13 protein-coding genes and 1 pseudogene are annotated in these 18,174 nt (G+C 62.6%); 10 read left to right on the top strand and 4 right to left on the bottom strand.

Features of this window, described 5'->3' with window-relative positions; translation table 11 throughout:
• Positions 1 to 242 precede the first annotated feature (242 nt).
• Entirely contained in the window at positions 243 to 887 is a 645-nt protein-coding gene (nth, locus tag DWA01_RS14875; protein ID WP_114286602.1) for an endonuclease III, read from the top strand.
• On the top strand, positions 884 to 1,870 hold the full coding sequence (locus DWA01_RS14870; RefSeq protein ID WP_114286599.1) for an adenosine kinase: 987 nt from the start codon (positions 884 to 886) through the stop codon (positions 1,868 to 1,870). Before nth ends, DWA01_RS14870 begins: the two co-directional genes overlap by 4 nt.
• A gap of 257 nt (positions 1,871 to 2,127) precedes the next feature.
• Here DWA01_RS14870 and DWA01_RS14865 read toward each other — a convergent pair whose 3' ends face one another.
• Positions 2,128 to 2,946, bottom strand: coding sequence for a sulfotransferase family protein (locus DWA01_RS14865; protein WP_114286598.1), 819 nt, complete (start codon positions 2,944 to 2,946; stop codon positions 2,128 to 2,130).
• A gap of 147 nt (positions 2,947 to 3,093) precedes the next feature.
• Here DWA01_RS14865 and DWA01_RS14860 point away from each other — a divergent pair, with 147 nt between their 5' ends.
• Both DWA01_RS14860 and DWA01_RS14855 read left to right on the top strand, forming a co-directional pair.
• Positions 3,094 to 4,671: a DUF5928 domain-containing protein gene (locus DWA01_RS14860; RefSeq protein WP_114286597.1), complete on the top strand. Its 1,578-nt coding sequence runs from the start codon at positions 3,094 to 3,096 to the stop codon at positions 4,669 to 4,671.
• Positions 4,672 to 4,679: 8 nt separating this feature from the next.
• Entirely contained in the window at positions 4,680 to 5,060 is a 381-nt protein-coding gene (locus DWA01_RS14855; protein ID WP_114286596.1) for an HIT domain-containing protein, read from the top strand.
• Between the two features lie 466 nt (positions 5,061 to 5,526).
• Here the strand turns inward: DWA01_RS14855 and DWA01_RS14850 are convergent, their stop codons facing one another.
• On the bottom strand, positions 5,527 to 6,462 hold the full coding sequence (locus DWA01_RS14850) for an ABC transporter ATP-binding protein (protein WP_114286601.1): 936 nt from the start codon (positions 6,460 to 6,462) through the stop codon (positions 5,527 to 5,529).
• 138 nt (positions 6,463 to 6,600) lie between these two features.
• Between DWA01_RS14850 and DWA01_RS14845 the strand changes: the two genes are divergently transcribed.
• The gene (locus tag DWA01_RS14845) at positions 6,601 to 6,786 is read left to right on the top strand and encodes a zinc-finger domain-containing protein (RefSeq protein ID WP_114286595.1); all 186 of its coding nucleotides are present in this window, start codon (positions 6,601 to 6,603) and stop codon (positions 6,784 to 6,786) included.
• 130 nt (positions 6,787 to 6,916) lie between these two features.
• Entirely contained in the window at positions 6,917 to 9,727 is a 2,811-nt protein-coding gene (gene polA / locus DWA01_RS14840) for a DNA polymerase I (RefSeq protein WP_114286594.1), read from the top strand.
• Positions 9,728 to 10,208: 481 nt separating this feature from the next.
• On the opposite strand, the gene DWA01_RS14835 is transcribed toward polA, so the two are convergent.
• The gene (locus DWA01_RS14835) at positions 10,209 to 11,045 is read right to left on the bottom strand and encodes a hydroxypyruvate isomerase family protein (RefSeq protein ID WP_114286593.1); all 837 of its coding nucleotides are present in this window, start codon (positions 11,043 to 11,045) and stop codon (positions 10,209 to 10,211) included.
• On the bottom strand, positions 11,045 to 11,605 hold the full coding sequence (locus DWA01_RS14830; RefSeq protein ID WP_114286600.1) for a DUF1285 domain-containing protein: 561 nt from the start codon (positions 11,603 to 11,605) through the stop codon (positions 11,045 to 11,047). The genes DWA01_RS14835 and DWA01_RS14830 overlap by 1 nt, the downstream gene beginning before the upstream one ends.
• 171 nt (positions 11,606 to 11,776) lie before the next feature.
• On the opposite strand from DWA01_RS14830, the gene DWA01_RS14825 reads away from it, so the two are divergent.
• The 4 genes and pseudogenes from DWA01_RS14825 to DWA01_RS14810 form a co-directional block, all read left to right on the top strand.
• Entirely contained in the window at positions 11,777 to 12,781 is a 1,005-nt protein-coding gene (locus DWA01_RS14825; RefSeq protein ID WP_114286592.1) for an AAA family ATPase, read from the top strand.
• On the top strand, positions 12,781 to 13,758 hold the full coding sequence (locus tag DWA01_RS14820) for a DUF58 domain-containing protein (RefSeq protein ID WP_114286591.1): 978 nt from the start codon (positions 12,781 to 12,783) through the stop codon (positions 13,756 to 13,758). Before DWA01_RS14825 ends, DWA01_RS14820 begins: the two co-directional genes overlap by 1 nt.
• A 118-nt stretch (positions 13,759 to 13,876) precedes the next feature.
• Entirely contained in the window at positions 13,877 to 16,843 is a 2,967-nt protein-coding gene (locus tag DWA01_RS14815) for a DUF4159 domain-containing protein (RefSeq protein ID WP_114286590.1), read from the top strand.
• A 4-nt stretch (positions 16,844 to 16,847) separates the two neighbouring features.
• Positions 16,848 to 18,174, top strand: a pseudogene (locus DWA01_RS14810) (hypothetical protein); the annotation flags it as partial.

Here is an 18,174-nt window from a genome sequence, read left to right as displayed (position 1 = left end):
GTTGAGCTGAATGGTGGCGGCCAGGTTGCAGGCTGGTCGCTGACAAGATGCTTGAAGCGATACCCGCAGTTGTGGCCGGTGGCGCGACGGCTTCGGCAGCGCTCAACCCGTCGCGCCACAGGCGGTTTGGTTGACTGGCTCTGGCCAGTTCCATGGTAAAAGTGGCAGAAGCTTGCGGCGGGTTTCAGCGCTTCAGCGATGTTTTTCTTGCTCTGACCCGGAGCGCAGGGCATATGGTCCCTATGGTAAAACAGCTTGATTATAAGACGATCTTCGAGATTTTCCGCCGCTTTCACGCCGCCGAGCCCACGCCGGAGGGCGAGCTTGAGCATGTGAACGCCTATACGTTGCTGGTGGCGGTGGCTTTGTCGGCTCAGGCGACGGACGTGGGGGTCAACAAAGCCACCCGCGGCTTGTTCCCGGTGGCGGACACACCGCAAAAGATGCTCGATCTCGGGCTGGAGGGGCTGACCGACAAGATCAAGACCATCGGTCTGTTCCGCCAGAAGGCCAAAAACGTTATGAAAACGGCGCAGATGCTGGTGGAGCTGTTTGACGGCGAGGTGCCCTCGTCGCGCGCGGCGCTGGAAAGCCTGCCCGGTGTCGGGCGCAAGACCGCCAATGTGGTGCTGAACATGTGGTGGCATGTGCCGACCCAGGCGGTGGACACCCATATACTCCGCTTTGGCAACCGCTCCGGCGTCGCCGTGGGCAAGGATGTGGTGGCGGTGGAACGCGCCATAGAAGACCAGATCCCGGCCGAATTTCAACAACACGCCCATCACTGGATGATCCTGCACGGGCGTTACATCTGTAAAGCGCGCAAACCGGTCTGTGGCAATTGCCTGATCCGGGATCTGTGTGAATATGAGGACAAGAACCTATGAGCAAAAATTACCAGGTAGTCGGCATCGGCAACGCGATTGTGGACGTGCTGAGCCAGACCAATGATTCTGCGCTGGACCTGATGGGGATCCAGAAAGGCATCATGCAGCTGGTGGAGCGCGAACGTGGTGAGCTGCTCTACAGCTCGATGACCAACCGCAAACAATTGCCGGGCGGTTCAGTGGCCAATACCCTGGCCGGTCTGGGCAATCTTGGGCTGAAGACCGGTTTTATCGGCAGGGTGCATGATGATGCGCTGGGGCAGTTCTATGCCGCCGAAATGGCGGCTGGTGGTACCGAGTTTGTCAATGCGCCGGTGGCGGGCGGTGAACTGCCGACCTCGCGCTCAATGATTTTTGTCTCGGAAGACGGTGAGCGTTCGATGAACACTTATCTGGGCATTTCGGCAGAACTGGGCCCTGAGGACGTCTCTGACTCCGTGGCCGGCAGCGCCGAGATTCTGTTCCTCGAAGGTTATCTTTATGACAAGCCCAAAGGTAAGCAGGCGTTTGAAGCGGCGGCACGTCTGTGCCGTGCGCAGGGCGGCAAGGCCGGCATTGCGCTGTCAGACCCGTTCTGTGTGGACCGGCACCGGGACAGTTTCCGCACCCTGGTGAAAGAGCTCGATTATGTGATTGGCAATGAGCATGAATGGGAGGCGCTGTATCAGACTGACCTGTCCTCGGCGCTGGAACAGGCCTCAAACGATGCGGGGCTGGTGGTCTGTACCCGGGGTGGCAGCGAAGTTGTGGTGGTGCGGGGCGGTGAAAAAGCCGTGGTGCCGGTCAATACTGTGGTGCCGGTGGATGCCACCGGCGCAGGCGATCAGTTCGCTGCAGGCTTCCTTTATGGCTATGCCACCGGTCAGAATCTCGAGATCTGTGGCCGTATGGGCTGTGTCGCCGCCAGCGAAGTCATCAGCCATTTTGGCGCCCGTCCGGAAGTGGCCCTGAAACCGTTGTTTACCAAAGAAGGCCTGATCTGAACCTGAAACTTCAAAAAACAGCCGTGCGCGCCCTGTGGGGCGCGTTTTCGCCTTCGGCGAGGATATTTTTGCCAAAAAGAAACCTGCCAGGCGTTTGCTGAACGCGGGGTACAGGCGGGGACGCCGATGACCACCGGAGAAGAAATCCACGCTGGTTCCTGACGCGGCCCGGGCCCTTCTTTTTGGCAAAAATATCCCCGGGGGAATTGACCGTGAGGTCAATCGGGGGCAGGCAGCCCCCGTTGCGGCGCTTGGCCTCAGTCGCCGAGCCTGGCGTGGATCTCGTCGAGATCAACTTCGCCATTGGGCATTTTATTGCCCGGGTTTTCAAAGTCATACCGAAACAGCTGGAAGTCTTTTTTATAGATTTCATAGACCAGGTGCATCGACAGATCGTCGAAGTAGTCTTCGATCGGGTGGGCGCGTTTGGGACCGTGGCCTTCGCTTTCATTAAAGCGGGGCACCGCGTCGATGTCGACTTTTACCGGGGTATCGATTGCGTCGAGTACCGACTGCATGCCGCTGTTAAAACGCTCCACCGGGAAAATATTGCTGTAGCGACCGCCGTTGACGATGAAGGTGGAGATATGACCGGACATGGCGGACCAGTGGATGTCCGGATCCATCGGCCGGCGCCAGCGGATGGTGTCACGCGCAAACAGCAGGAAGCGGCGGAAGCTTTTGATCTGGTCAAATTCAAAGCCGCTTTCCGGATCGCCGGTCTCGATGCCGTATTTCTGCGCCAGCATGGGCACCAGATTGCCGCGATAGCGTTTGCCATTGCGCTGAATGCCACAGATCTTGTCAAAGAAAGACGACAGGATGCGCCCGTAGGGATTGCGCACGCAGGTGAAGGCGTAGGACTGGTTGTTCTGAATATTCTGTTCAATCAGCGGCTGGCTGTGCTCCTGGGCCCATTTGTGCAGCCCGTCGGTTGAATCATGGATGTCGCCGTCAAAAAAGCGGCCATGATCGGAATAATACATGATCTGGCCAATGGTGGAGCAGGCGCATTTGGGCACCACGCGATAAATCACGCTTTCGCTTTCTGTCATCCAGGTCCCGGGATATCCCATAATCGTGCCTATCCTTTGCCGCTGTTGCTGCGCGAAATGCGCTGCCGCTGAGCTGAACAGAAAAAAGCAAATAATTTCTGTCTATTCAATGGGGGTTCGCGGTATCTATGGCAACAATCACCTATTCCGAGGATTAAAATCTCCGCAATGGCCAAAATCGCCTTTATTCTGCTGTGCCACAAGGATCCGGAGGCCGTCATCGCCCAGGCACGGCGGCTGACGGCGGCGGGGGACTATATTGCGATTCATTTTGACGCCAGTGCAGAGGCGGCGCAGTTTGAGAAAATCCGCACAGCGCTGGCGGAGAATTCCAACGTCTGTTTTGCCCGCAAACGCATCAGATGTGGCTGGGCGGAGTGGAGCCTGGTGCAGGCGACGCTTTACGCGGTGGAGGCGGCCGAGACTGCGTTTCCGCGCGCCACCCATTTCTACATGGTTTCAGGCGATTGCATGCCAATCAAATCGGCGGAATTTGTGCATGATTTTCTTGACCGGGATGATGTGGATTACATCGAGAGTTTTGACTTTTTTGAAAGCGACTGGATCAAGATCGGCATGAAAGAAGACCGGCTGATCTACCGGCACTATTTTAATGAGCGCACCCGGAAGAAACTTTTTTATGCCAGCTATGAGCTGCAGAAAAAACTGCGGCTGAAGCGGGAAATCCCGGCGGACATCAAAGTGATGATCGGGTCGCAATGGTGGTGCCTGCGCCGGCGCTCCATTGAGGCGATGCTGGCGTTCTGCCGCGAACGCCCCGACGTGATACGGTTTTTCCGCAGCACCTGGATTCCGGATGAAACCTTTTTCCAGACTCTGGTGCGGCATCTGATCCCGGAAGGTGAAATCAAAAGCCGCACACCGACATTTCTGATGTTTAACGACTATGGCATGCCGGTGAACTTTTATAATGACAGTTATGATCTGCTGCTGAGCCAGGACTTCCTGTTTGCACGTAAAATCAGCCCGGAAGCGCGCGAGTTAAAGCGGCGTCTGGGCGCGTTGTTCGCCACCGAAGGGGTGGATTTCCAGATCTCCAATGAGGGGCGCAGCCTCTATCGTTTTCTCAGCGGTCAGGGCCGGGTCGGACGCCGCTATGCGCCCCGGTTCTGGGAAACCGAAAGCACGCTCGGGCGCCAGCGCGAGCTGATGATAGTGAGCTGCAAGAAGTGGCATGTGGCCAAGCGGTTTCTGGAGCAACTGCGCCGGCACACCGATATTCCGGTGGTGGAATACCTGTTTGATGAAGAAAGCTGTGCGCTGCCGGATCTGGGTGGCATCCAGCGCAGCCTGGGCAAACGCACCCGTCACCGCCGGGCGATGATGCGCATGTTATTTGACTATTATGACAGCGACCGGCTGATCATCTGCCTGGATCCCGACAATATGGATCTGCTGCGGGATTTTTATGCCGACCGATCGCGCACCAAGCTGCTGGAGATCGAATGTGTTTTCAGTGATGAGTATCTTCTGGGCCATGCGCGCCGCGTCGGCCTGGCCGGGGAACGCATGCCGTCCGAGACTCTGGCGCGGTTGCTGCCGACCATTCGCGGCGACGTGATCCATGAGAGCGACCAGATGCGCGATGCGGAGTTTGAACATTTCTATGTGCTGCGCGAAACGGCGGGGCAGGGCGAAAACAGCTTGCCAGTGGCGCGGTTCCTCGACATTCCCGAAGAGAGGGCGGCGGAAATCCTTTCCGCAGACCATTTGTTTTCAGACTGAGGTGTGTGATGGCGTACAGCTATGATGATCAGAATATTTTTGCCCGTATCCTGCGCGGGGAGATCCCCAATGAAACGGTGTTTGAGAGTGAACATGTGCTGGCGCTCCGCGATGTGAACCCCCAGGCGCCTGAGCATGTGCTGGTGATCCCGAAAGGGGCCTATGTCTGTTACGACCATTTTGCCACCGCCGCCAGTGATGCCGAAATTATCGGATTTACCCGGGCCGTGGGCGAGGTGTGCGCGCAGCTGGGCCTGGAGCCGGGCGCGGGCGGCGGAGGTTACCGGGTTATCGCCAATGCCGGGCGGGACGGCGTGCAGGAAGTGCCGCATTTCCACCTGCATATTCTGGGCGGCCGGCCGCTGGGGCGCATACTTCAGCCTGCCTGAGCGGCGCTGTGAACCTTTGCAGCTGGTCGCGGGCAGCCTCTAGGCCGGAACCGAGGGCGTCATGGGCGACTGGCGGGGGCGCCGGATGCGGCATTCCGGGCCGTATCTGTGGCGCACCCGCGCGAGCGGCCGGCCTGAGGCGCTCAGACAACACTGCATTCGAATTCCGACAAGGCTGGCGACGTGTAAAGAATCAGCGGTGACCAGACGGAGGCGCTGACGCGCCGCTGAACACCTCGGGCGCCGGCTGCGCCTCTGCCCTCAGGCGGGCGTCCGGCGGCAGATGTAACGCGACCGCCGCATCCGTCAGGATGCGGCGCGGCCCAAGGCTTTTGGGCGCATCTCAGATGCGTTTCAAAAGGGGCGGGAGGGCAACCTGATCCGCTTTGCGATCCGGGTGTTGTCTCTGGGTTTTACCAGGCGGAATGTACTTTTCGGCAGCCGCGGCGCCCGTTGACGGGCGGTGTCATGTCGCTTTTGTCAGCGCGAGGAACGCATCTTCTAGGCGGGGTTCTTCTGAGGCCACATCGCGGATGGTGATGCCGGCGGCGCGCACCGCGTCCAGCACGGCGCCGGTTGCGGTGGCATTGCGGTGATAGGACAGCGCCAGCGTCCCGTCAGGCCGGCGGCAGGCGGTGATGCCAGCGGGCAGGTCCAGCTGCGCCGGCAAGGGGCCTTCGGGCTGGATCACCAGTGTTTTGCCGTCCATGCGTCCAATCAGCGCCCGGGTTTTGTCCTGCACCACAAGTTGCCCGTGGTTGATAATGGCGATTTCGTCGCACATTTCTTCGGCTTCTTCCAGATAGTGGGTGGTGAGGATGATGGTCACTCCGCGCTCCTGATTGAGGCGGCGCACATTGTCCCACAGCATTTGCCGCAGCGCGATATCCACCCCGGCGGTGGGCTCGTCCAGCACCAGGACCTGCGGGTGATGTACCAGCGCTTTGCCCAGCAGCAAGCGCCGCCGCATGCCGCCGGAGAGGGTGCGCGAATAGGCATCGGCCTGCTCGGTCAGGCCGATCATCTCGAGGATCTCGTTGCTTTTGCGCTGGGCTTTGGGCACGCCATAGAGGCCGGCCTGCACTTCCAGCGAAGCGCGCGCAGTGAAAAACGGGTCGAGATTCAGCTCCTGGGGCATCACCCCGATTGCCGCCCGGCTCTGGCGCGGATTGTCGTCCTGGTCAAAACCCCAGATCGACACGGACCCGGCGGTTTTGCTGACCAGGCCGGCGAGGATGTTGATCAGGGTCGATTTGCCGGCGCCGTTTGGTCCCAGCAGGCCAAAGACCGAGCCGCGGGGAATCGCCAGATCTATGCCTTTGAGCGCCTGTTTGGCCGCCTGGCGGCCGCTCGCCGCATAGGTTTTGCTCAGACCGGTGATCTCAATTGCATTGTCTTGCATCTCGGCGTCCTTTTTGGCGCGGCCAGACCTTGTCGCTGCGGCTGGGATCGCTATCATAGCCTCTGATTTAGGGATCTTTGCCCTGAGGAACAAGTTCAGATACGCCCGGCTCGGGCTCAGCAGCAGGAAAGCAGCGCCATGACGATACAAGCCCCCGAAACCGAAGTGGTCAGCAGCTGGCGTGTGGCCTGTGACGGCGGCGAAGGCGCGCTGGGTCATCCGCGGGTCTATCTGCTGATCCCGCAAACCACCGGATTTGTCGAATGTGGCTATTGCGACAAAAAATTCATTCACGAGAGCGCGCCGCTCGAAGTGGCCAAATAAGCGCTGTGTCCCGCGGTCAGCTGGCCACGGGGCCGGACGCTGCGGCTAAAAAGGCCGCGGCTGCGACTGGCAGAACCTGGCGGATCATGTCACAAGGTGAACAGACACATTCACCGGCGCGGGGCAGATCATGGACAACGCATTTGGCAAAGGCCACCACCTTCATCTGATTGACGGATCGGCGTTTATTTTCCGCGCCTATCACGCTTTGCCACCGCTGACGCGCAAGTCAGACGGTTTGCCGGTCGGGGCGGTCAGTGGATATTGCAACATGTTGCTGCGCTATATCGAAGGCAATACCGGTGCCGACGCCGCCACGCATGTTGCGGTGATTTTTGATCATTCCGGCAAGACCTTCCGCAACGACCTTTATGACAAGTACAAGGCCAACCGGCCGCCGGCACCAGAAGACTTGCGGCCGCAGTTTCCGCTGACCCGCGATGCGACGCGCGCCTTTAATATCCCGGCGATTGAAGTCGAAGGTTTTGAGGCCGATGACATCATTGCCACCCTGGCCTGTCAGGCGCGCGAAGCCGGCGGGCGTTGTACTATTATCAGCTCGGACAAGGACATGATGCAGCTGGTGGGCGGCGGCGTGGAAATGCTGGACGCGATGAAGAACATCCGCATTGACCGCGAAGGCGTTGAGGCCAAGTTTGGCGTCGGGCCTGAGCGGGTGGTCGATGTGCAGGCGCTGGCGGGTGACTCGGTGGACAACGTGCCGGGCGCGCCGGGCATTGGCATCAAAACCGCCGCTTTGCTGATCAATGAATATGGCGATCTGGAGACGTTGCTGGCGCGCGCCGGCGAGGTGAAACAGCCCAAACGCCGCCAGTCCCTGCTGGAGAACGCTGAGCTGATCCGCCTGTCGCGCCAGCTGGTGCAGCTGGATTGCGATATGGAGCTGGATTTCACCATTGAGAGCCTTGAAGTGCGCGACCCGGTGGCAGAAGACCTGTTGGGGTTCATCGCGAAGATGGAATTCCGCACCATGCTGGGTCGGATGGCAACACGGCTGGGCCTGGAAGCGCCTGCGGTGGCCGCGCCGGCTGCTGGTCCGGTGGCAGAGGGCGAGGTGGCAGTGCCCGCGGCGGTGGCGTTTGATCCGGACAGCTATGAATGTGTAGCAGATGCGGAAGCATTGCAGGGCTGGATTGAGCAGATCTATGCCCGTGGCTGGGTGGCGGTGGACACCGAAACCACCGGGCTGGACGCGATGGCCGTCGATCTGGTCGGTATTTCGCTTTGTGTGGAGGCGGGCAAGGCTTGTTACATCCCGCTGAGCCATCGCGCGGCGGCAGTGGATGATCTGTTTGGCAGCGATGAGCTCGCCGCAGGGCAGATGGGTCTGGAGGCGGTGCTGGCGCTGCTGAAACCGGTTCTGGAGGATGACAGCATCCTGAAAATCGGCCAAAACATGAAATATGACGCCAAGATCCTGCGCCGTTATGGGGTGGATGTGACCTGCATCGATGACACCATGCTGATGTCTTATGCGCTGCATGGCGGGCTGCACGGCCACGGCATGGACACATTGAGCGAGCGTTATCTCGATCACAAGCCAATCCCGATCAAGAGCCTGCTGGGCGGCGGCAAATCCGCCATCACCTTTGACAAGGTGCCTCTGGAGGAGGCGGTGAAATATGCCGCTGAAGATGCGGATGTAACCCTGCGCCTGTGGCAGTTGTTCAAGCCGCAGCTGCATGTGAACAAGGTGACCAGCGTCTATGAAGTGCTGGAGCGGCCTCTGGTGCCGGTGCTGGCGCAGATGGAGATGCATGGCATTCTGGTCGACCGCGACCATCTCAGCCGCATGTCCAACAATTTCGCCCAGAAGATGGCCGGGCTGGAGGCGGATATTCACGAGCTGGCCGGTCAGCCGTTCAATGTTGGGTCGCCCAAACAGCTGGGCGAAATCCTGTTTGATAAGCTGGAGCTGCCGGGCGGCAAAAAGGGCAAGACCGGTGCGTATTCCACCGGCGCCGATATTCTGGAAGACCTGGCGACCGAGCATGAGCTGCCGGGCAAAGTGCTGGACTGGCGCCAGCTCTCCAAGCTGAAATCGACCTATACCGACGCGTTGCAGGATCATATCAACGCCGAGACCGGCCGGGTGCATACGTCTTATGTGCAGACCGGGGCCAACACCGGGCGTATGGCCTCCACTGATCCCAACCTGCAGAATATTCCGGTGCGCACCGAAGAAGGCCGCCGTATCCGCGAGGCGTTTATCGCCGCCCCGGGCAACAAGCTTGTGTCGCTGGATTACAGCCAGATCGAGCTGCGCATTCTGGCCCATATCGCCGATATTGAAGCGCTGAAACAGGCGTTCCGCGACGGGCAGGACATTCATGCGATGACGGCGGCGGAAATGTTTGGCGTGCCGATGGAGAATATGGATCCGATGGTGCGCCGTCAGGCCAAGGCGATTAACTTTGGGGTGATCTACGGCATTTCCGGATTTGGTCTCGCGCGCAATCTGCGTATTCCGAGGGCCGAGGCCCAGGGCTTTATTGACCGGTATTTTGAGCGCTTCCCCGGCATCCGCACCTATATGGACAAGACGGTCGAGTTCGCCAAAGAACACAGTTATGTAGAGACCCTGTTCGGGCGGCGCATCCATATGGCCGAGATCAATGCCAAGGGCCCACGCGCCGGCTTTGCCAAACGAGCGGCGATCAACGCGCCGATCCAGGGCACGGCGGCAGATGTGATCCGGCGCGCCATGGTGCGGCTGCCGCAGGCGATCGCGGATCTGCCAGCAAAAATGCTGCTGCAGGTGCATGATGAACTGATCTTTGAAGTGGAAGAGGCGGCGGTGGAGCCCCTGATCGCGGTGGTGCGGGATGTGATGCAATCGGCCTGTGAGCCGGTGATCCGGCTTGATGTGCCGCTGATCGTGGATGCGGGGGTTGGCGACAACTGGGCCGAAGCGCACTGATTTCTGAGACGGTGTTTGCCTGCATCCGGCTTGCTTGATCCTGGTTGCGACGGAGGCGGGCAGTGACCGGCAGGCGGGGCTGGGCGGCGGGTCCGGGCACAACGGCTCGGGCACAGCGGCTCGGGCACAACGGCTCGGGCACAACGGTTCGGGCTCCGGGCCGGGAAAAGGTACTGCATGTGGATCAGCAGGGATCTGCAGGCCGCAACCCGGACGTGGCGCTCACGGCACAAGAGGTCTGCAGCGGCCGGCCTGTTAGAGGGGGCCGTTTGGTCAGATGTCGTACAGCAGAGCCTCCCGCCCCCAGCCACCACCTCAGCGCCCGCAGCACTTTGCCGCATGCGGGACGGCTCCCGCCCCTTTGCCCTCTCAGAGAGAGGCAGCAAAGCGTTGGGCGGTGCCGCGCGCAGGGCGCGCGGTCCCAGCCGGATTGCTGCGCAATCCGGCTGCCAGCAGTGGCGGAGACCTGCGTCAGCAGGGGTCAGGGGAGGCGGGTGGCCCGGCCTGTTCTGGCCGCTGGGTCCTGGGCGCTCGGGTTTTGCAACACCTGATCCGGAGCTGTCACGCTGGCAGATAACCAGCCAGTGCCGTCTTCCGTGCGGCCGCGTGGCATATATTCGGCGCTGACCCAGCCGACATAGCCCTCGGCGTCGATCTGCGCAAAAAATGCCGTATAGTCGATGGCACCCTGATCCGGCTCATGGCGGCCGGGCACGCTTGCGATCTGAATATGGCTGACGCGCCGGCGGTGCCGCGCCCAGGTGGCCAGCATATCGCCGGTGATCGCATGGGCATGATAGGTGTCAAACTGCAGCCCCAGATTGGCCGCGCCGACCCGTTCAATAATATCTGCGGCCTGGTCAAAATCGTTCAAAAAATAACCAGGCATATCCACGGGGTTGATCGGCTCAATGGTCAGGCTTTGTTTCGGCGCCTGGGCTGCCGCCCATTTCAGGTTCTCCACAAAGGTCTTTTTCGCCACCAGGCCCTGCGCTTTGCCAGCCATGATATGGATGTGCAGCGCGCCGAGCCGCTGGGCAAAGCGCAGCGCACGGGTGAAATCGCTGCGAAATCGTTTTTCGCCACCGGGAATGGCGGCAAAACCACGGTCGCCCCCTGCCCAGTTTGGCGGCGGTGTATTGATCAGCACCAGCGGCAGGCCGGATTGTTTCATCCGCCGCTCGATCTCGTTGGCGGCATCGTCATAGGGAAACAGCACTTCGACCGCGTCAAACCCGGCGATTTTCGCCTCGGCGAACCGCTCCAGAAACGGGTATTCCTTGAACAGAAACGTCAGATTTGCTGCAAACTTTGGCATTAAATAAGATCCGCTGAGGCAATAATGGGAAAAAACCGGCCGCCTGAGCGCAGGCCAAACCAGCTGTCGCCATCATGGGGGGCGTGTTCGCCGATGTCCACCAGGCGATAAAACGATTTGCGGTCAATGCGCGCTTCCAGATCAGCACGGATGTGCACATAGGGGGTCGGCTCGCCGGTTGCCGCATCAATTTCGACCCGGATCGGGTGCTCGGTGCCGGCGCGGGCAGAATCGCCAATGTTGGTGGTGAACACCAGATCCTCGCCGTCCTGGTCAAAATCAACCGCGACAAAGGGCACGTCATCGACTTTGATACCGACTTTTTCTACCGGGGTGACCAAAAAGTAATTCTCCCCGTCGCGCCGCAGCACGCCGGAAAACAGCCGCACAAGTTCGGGCCGCCCGATCGGGGTGCCAAGATAGAACCAGGTGCCGTCCCGTTTGATATGGATGTCCAGATCACCGCAAAAGGGCGGATTCCACAGATGTACCGGCGGCAGGCCTTTTTTGCCGGCCGCTTTGGCGGCGGCGGCGATGCCTTCGGCACTGGTGCTGGTCATTGTAGCGGGGGTGCGGCTGACGCCCGTATCTGTGCCCGTGACAGTACCGGTATCGGCCGTGCCGCCGGGCCCGTGGGTAACAATGTTTTGTGCACTCATTGCGAATACCATTTGTAGCTCCAGGCATAAGTGCCTTTAATGCCATCATAACCGTTGAGGAAAGGTGAGACCATGGCTGAGGCAGAAAACCTTGTGGCAGAGATCGAAGCGCTGGGGCACAAACTCTCCGCCGCCAAGCTGTCGGTCAACCAGCGTTTTATTGGCCAGGAACAGGTGGTGGACCTGGTGCTGACCGCGCTTCTGTGTGGCGGGCACGCGCTGTTGATCGGATTGCCGGGTCTGGGCAAGACCCGCCTGGTCGAGACCCTGTCCATTGTGATGGGGCTGCACGGGGCGCGGGTGCAGTTCACCCCGGACCTGATGCCGGCCGATATTCTGGGCTCTGAGGTGCTGGAAACCGCAGCCGATGGCAGCCGCGCATTCCGCTTTATTGAAGGGCCGGTGTTTTGCCAGCTGTTGATGGCGGATGAGATCAACCGCGCCAGCCCGCGCACCCAGTCGGCGCTGCTGCAGGCGATGCAGGAAAGCTCTGTGACCATTGCGGGTCAGCCCCATGCACTGGAAGCGCCGTTTCATGTGCTGGCGACGCAAAACCCGATTGAGCAGGAGGGCACCTATCCGCTGCCAGAAGCACAGCTGGACCGGTTTCTGGTTCAGGTGGATGTGGCCTATCCGGACCGCGACACCGAGCGCGACATTCTGCTGGCCACCACCGGGTCGCAAGACGCGCAGGCCCATGCGGTGTTCACCGCCGCTGAGCTGATCGCGGCCCAGGCGCTGCTGCGGCGGATGCCGGTGGGTGAAGCAGTGGTGGCAGCAATCCTTGATCTGGTGCGCGCCTGCCGCCCGGGCGAGCCGGAGGCGCATCCGCTGATTGAGGCTTCGGTCAGCTGGGGGCCGGGGCCACGTGCGGCGCAGGCTCTGATGATGACGGTGCGGGCGCGGGCGTTGCTGGACGGGCGGCTGGCGCCTTCGGTGTCTGACGTCAGTGCCATGGCGCATGCGGTGCTGAGCCACCGGATGGCGTTGAGTTTTGCAGCGCGGGCGCGGGGTGAAAGCCTGACCCAGGTGATTGACACTGTGACAGCGGCCCAGAGCGCGGTGCAAGCGGCCTGATGGCGGCGCGCGATCTCCGGGGCGGCATCGCCGGTGCGCCTGCGAACGGGCGCGGCAGTGGACGTGGGAATGGGTCGGCGGCCACAGGGCGGGACGCCGGACGCGCAGGGGGCGCAGCAAAGCTGCGCGCGGGCGCGGAACTGCTGGCGGCCCCGTTGCCGGCCTTGCTGGCGGAGGCGGAACATCTGGCGCAGACGGTTTTGCTGGGCGCACATGGGCGGCGCAGGTCCGGACAGGGTGATGAGTTCTGGCAGTATCGTCCGGCGATGGCTGGCGACGCGGCGCGCAGCATTGACTGGCGCCGCTCGGCGCGCTCAGACGCGCATTTCATCCGCGAAAAAGAATGGCAGGCGGCACAGTCAGTGGTGCTCTGGGTCGATGAGGGCGCCTCGATGCGCTTTGCCTCCGGTGGCCATGGCAGCAAAGAGGCGCGCGCCAATCTTTTGGCGATGGCGCTTTCTGTGCTGCTGATGCGGGGGGGCGAACGGGTGGCGCTGGCGCGGCTTGGCACGCCGCCGCAAAGTGGCGCGCTGCAGCTGTTGCGCATCGCCCGGGGATTAAGCCGCGAGGCGGCGCGCCCGGACTATGGTGCGCCACAGGCCGGCGCGATGCAGCCCCACAGCCGGGCGGTTTTCTTCTCGGATTTTCTCGGCGATATTGAGCCGGTGGTGGCGCAGCTGACCGAAGCGGCGGACCGCGGTGTCAAAGGCGCTCTGGTGCAGGTGCTGGATGTGGCGGAAGAGAGTTTTCCTTATGACGGGCGCACGGTGTTTGAAAGCATGCAGGGCAGCCTGCGCCATGAAACACTGAAGGCTGGTGATCTGCGGGGCCGGTATCAGGTGCGGCTGGCGGAACGCAAAGACCGGCTGATGGCGCTGGCGCGCGCCACTGGCTGGCAATATCTGTGCCATCACAGTGATGGCGGTGCTCAGGCGGCGCTGTTATGGTTATACGCGGCGCTGGAGCGCAGACGGTGATGCTGATATCTGGCCTGATCGGGTGTCCCACCGGCGCGCAGTATCTGTGCCATTACAGTAATGGCAGTGCCCCGCCGGCGCTGTTATGGGTTTATGCGGCGCTGGAGCGGAGACGCTGATGCTGATACTGGGTCCGATCGGATTTACTGCGCCCTGGCTGCTGGCCGGGCTTCTGGCGCTGCCGGCGCTGTGGCTGTTGTTGCGTGCGGTGCCGCCGGCGCCGGTGCGCCGCCGCTTTCCCGGCGTGGCGCTGCTGCTGGGCTTGCGCGATGATCAGGCCCAGGCGGCGCATACCCCCTGGTGGCTGCTCATCCTGCGCGCGTTGGCGGTGGCGGCTGCGATCCTCGCTTTTGCCGGGCCGGTGCTGAACCCGGTGGCGGTGGAAAGCCGCAGCGATCCTTTGTTGATCCTCAGTGATGGCAGCTGGGCGATGGCGCGGGACTGGGCGCAGAGCCAGCAGCGTATTGATGCCGCCCTGCAGGAGGCGGGCCGCCAGGGCCGCCCGGTGGCGCTGGTCTCGCTGACCGATATCGGCGCCGATATGTCTGCCGACACGGCCGACACTGCCGCCCGGAATGCCGTGAATTCCGCGGATGCCTCAGGTGTCTCAGGCGCTTTGGGCGCTGAACTGCCCTTTGCCTCTGCGTCCAGCTGGCAGCAGCGGCTGCCTGGTCTGGCGCCAAAGCCCTGGCGCGCGGGCGATGTCTCGGCGTTGCTTGGCAGTCTGCGTGGAGATTTTGAAACCCTGTGGTTCTCAGACGGGCTGGAAGTGCCCTGGCGCGCCGCGCTGCTGACGGCGCTGGAAGCGCGTGGCCCGGTGCGGGTGGTACAGTCCATACGCCCGCTGATGGCGCTGCGCCCGGTGGCGTTTGATCAGGGACGTTTGCAGCTCACGGTGCTGCGGGCCCGCCCGGGCGATGCGGCGCAGGCGGTGGTGCGCGCGGTGGGGCCCGATCCGGCCGGGATTGAACGGGAACTGGCGCGGATGCCGGTGCAGTTTGAACCGGGCGCGCGTCAGGCTTCGGTGGTTTTTGAGCTGCCGCCGGAACTGCGCAACCGGATCAGCCGCTTTGAGGTTGAAGCGCAGCGTCACGCCGGCGCGGTGACACTGAGCGATGATGCGCTGAAGCGGCGCGAAGTGGGCATGATGGCAGGGCGCGAGCCGCGCGAAGGGCTGGAGCTGTTGTCGCAGCTGCATTACCTGCGCCGGGCGCTGGCGCCGACTGCCGATCTGATTGAAGTCGGCCTGGAGGATATGATCGCGGCGCGCCCGGAGGTGATTATCCTCGCCGATGTGGCGCGGCTGTCGCAGCTGGAAACGCGGCTGTTGCGGCTCTGGGTCGAGGACGGCGGCTTGCTGATCCGCTTTGCCGGGCCGCAGCTGGCCGCCTCTGATCTGAGCCGCGACGTGGAAGATGAACTGATGCCGGTGCGGTTGCGCAGCGGCGGGCGCACGGTGGGCGGCGCGATGAGCTGGGGCGCACCCAAAGCGCTGGCGCCGTTTGCAGCTGACAGCCCGTTTTACGGTCTGAACGTGCCCGGCGATGTGCGGGTCACCGCCCAGGTTCTGGCGCAGCCGGACCCGGAATTGAGCGCGCGGGTGATCGCGGCGCTGGCGGATGGCACGCCATTGGTGACCCGCAAGTCGCTCGGCTCCGGCCAGGTGGTGCTGTTCCATGTCACCGCCAATGCGGAATGGTCCGGCCTGCCGCTGTCTGGCCTGTTTGTGCAGATGCTGGAGCGGCTGGCGGTGTCCACCCGGCCGGCACAACCCGATGCGGGCGTGTTGGCGGGGCAGATATTCACGCCACTGGCGGTGATGGACGGGTTCGGGCGCATCAGCCCGGCCACGGCGCTGGCCGGTGTGGCGGGCGAACGCATTGCCACCGGCGCGCCGGGGCCGGATCTGGCGCCGGGCCTGTATCAGGGCGGAGAGCAAACCCTGGCGGTGAATGTGATTGCGCCGGGCCAGCAGTTGCGCCCGGCGGCCTGGCCGGCGCGGATCCAGGTGGAAGGGATGCAGTTGCAGGTGGAGCAGGATCTTAAGGGCGCGCTGCTGGCGCTGGCGCTGCTGGCCTTGTTTGTCGATGTGCTGGCAACGCTGTCGCTGTCGGGGCGGTTGCGCGGTGCGGTGGCGCTGCTGGCACCTCTGGCTCTGATGCTGGCCCTGACCGGGCTGCCGGGCGCGCCGCTGCGGGCCCAGGAAACCGGGCTGGAGTTGGCGCAGGATACCGGCGAGGACACGGGGCAAGACACCGGACAGGGTCCGGTCGGGACTGCGGCAACAAGAGACCCACAGCTGTCAGACGCGCGGGGGGAAGCTTCGCGGGCGGAAATTCTGGCCCGCGCCGCCAGTTCTGACGTGGTGCTGGCCTATGTGCTCAGCGGCGACGCCCAGACCGACAGCATCGCCCGCGCCGGTATGGAGGGGCTGTCGCGGCTGCTCTCAAGGCGCACTTCGGTGGAACCCGGTGCGCCGATCGGGGTCGATCCGGCGGTGGATGAGCTGGCGTTTTTCCCGATGCTTTACTGGCCTGTGGTCGCCAGTCAGCCGCTGCCCGATGAGGTGGCCTATGCGCGGCTGAACCGCTATCTGCGCTCGGGTGGCATGATCGTATTTGACAGCCGCGACGGCGACCGGATCGGGGCCGGGCCCAGTGCCAATATGCGCCGGCTGCAACAGATTGCCCGCGGGCTGGACATTCCGCCCCTGGAACCGGTGCCGGCGGATCATGTGCTGACGCGCTCTTTCTACCTGTTGCAGGATTTTCCGGGACGCTATGCGGGCCAGGAAGTCTGGGTCGAAGCAGCGCCGGCGGATGCGGTGCGCGCGGAGGGCATGCCGTTCCGCAATCTCAATGACAATGTGACGCCGGTGGTGATCGGATCCGGGGACTGGGCCGGGGCCTGGGCGGTCAATGAAAACGGCTCCGCGCTGCTGCCGGTGGGGCGGGGCTATTCCGGCGAGCGCCAACGCGAGATCGCCAACCGGTTTGGCATCAACCTGGTGATGCATGTGCTGACCGGAAATTACAAATCAGACCAGGTGCATGTGCCGGCGCTCCTGGACCGTTTGGGGCAATGAAGACATGAACAGCGGAACCGTAATCTTTGATCCACTGCTGCCCCTGGTTTTCATTGTGATTGCCGCGGCACTGATTGTGGCGGCGCTGGCGCTGGGCCTGTGGCGGCGTGGCATTGCGGTGGGGCTGCGCGCTCTGGCGGCGGCGGCACTGCTGCTGGCGCTGGTCAACCCGTCCTGGCAGCAGGAGCAGAAGCGGGCGCTGGATGACATTGTGCTGGTGGTGGTGGATGAAAGCGCCTCTCAGAGCCTGTCGGACCGCAGCAGTCAGAGCGCCGCAGCGCTGACGCAGCTGGAGCGTGACGTGGCGCGGCTGGGCAATACTGAACTGCGGGTGATGCGTCTTGGCGATGGGGCGGGCGACAGTGGCACGCTGGTGATGGACGTGCTGCAGCGCGCTCTGGCCGAAGTGCCGCGCGCCCGCGTTGCCGGTGCCTTTGTGATCACCGACGGGGAAGTGCACGATCTGGAACGCACGCCTGATATGCCGGCGCCGCTGCATGTATTGCAGAGCGGGCGCAAGGGCGACTGGGACCGCCGGCTGCTGATCAAAAACGCGCCGGCCTTTGCTATTCTGAATGAAGAGGTGATCCTGACCCTGCGCATCGAGGATCAGGGCGAAGTGCCGGCGGCGCTGCAGGGCTTTCCGGCCGAAGTGTCGATCGCGATTGATGGCGGTGCGCCGCAGACATTCACCCTGCCGGTGGGGCGCGACATTGAGCTGCCGCTGACACTGCCCCATGGCGGTATGAATGTGATGCAGTTCACCGTGGCCGAAGCCGCGGGCGAGCTGACCATGCGCAACAACAGCGCGGTGGTGCAGATCAACGGGGTGCGCGACCGGCTGCGGGTGCTGCTGGTCTCGGGCGAGCCCTATGCCGGCGAGCGCACCTGGCGCAATCTGCTGAAATCGGACAGCGCGGTGGATCTGGTGCATTTCACCATTCTGCGGCCGCCGGAAAAACAGGATGGCGTGCCGGTGAGTGAACTGTCTCTGATCGCCTTTCCCACCCGCGAGCTGTTCATGGACAAGATCGACGATTTCGATCTGATCGTGTTTGACCGCTACAAGCTGCGCGGCATTCTGCCGGGGCTCTATCTGGCCAATGTCGCCGATTATGTGCGCAAGGGCGGCGCGGTGCTAGTAGCGGCGGGGCCGGATTTCGCCAGCGCTTCCAGCCTGGCGCGCTCGCCGCTGGGAGAAGTGCTGCCGGGGGAGCCGACCGGGCGGGTGATTGATCAGGCCTTTGCGCCGGCGATCAGCGAGCTGGGTCAGCGTCACCCGGTGACGCGCGGCCTGGATGCGGCGTCTGAGGGTGACTGGGGGCGCTGGA

It is taken from the genome of Candidatus Halocynthiibacter alkanivorans (assembly GCF_003333265.1).
GTDB classification, from domain to species: Bacteria; Pseudomonadota; Alphaproteobacteria; order Rhodobacterales; family Rhodobacteraceae; genus Halocyntiibacter_A; species Halocyntiibacter_A alkanivorans.
This window is presented reverse-complemented; position numbering and strand designations above follow the sequence as displayed.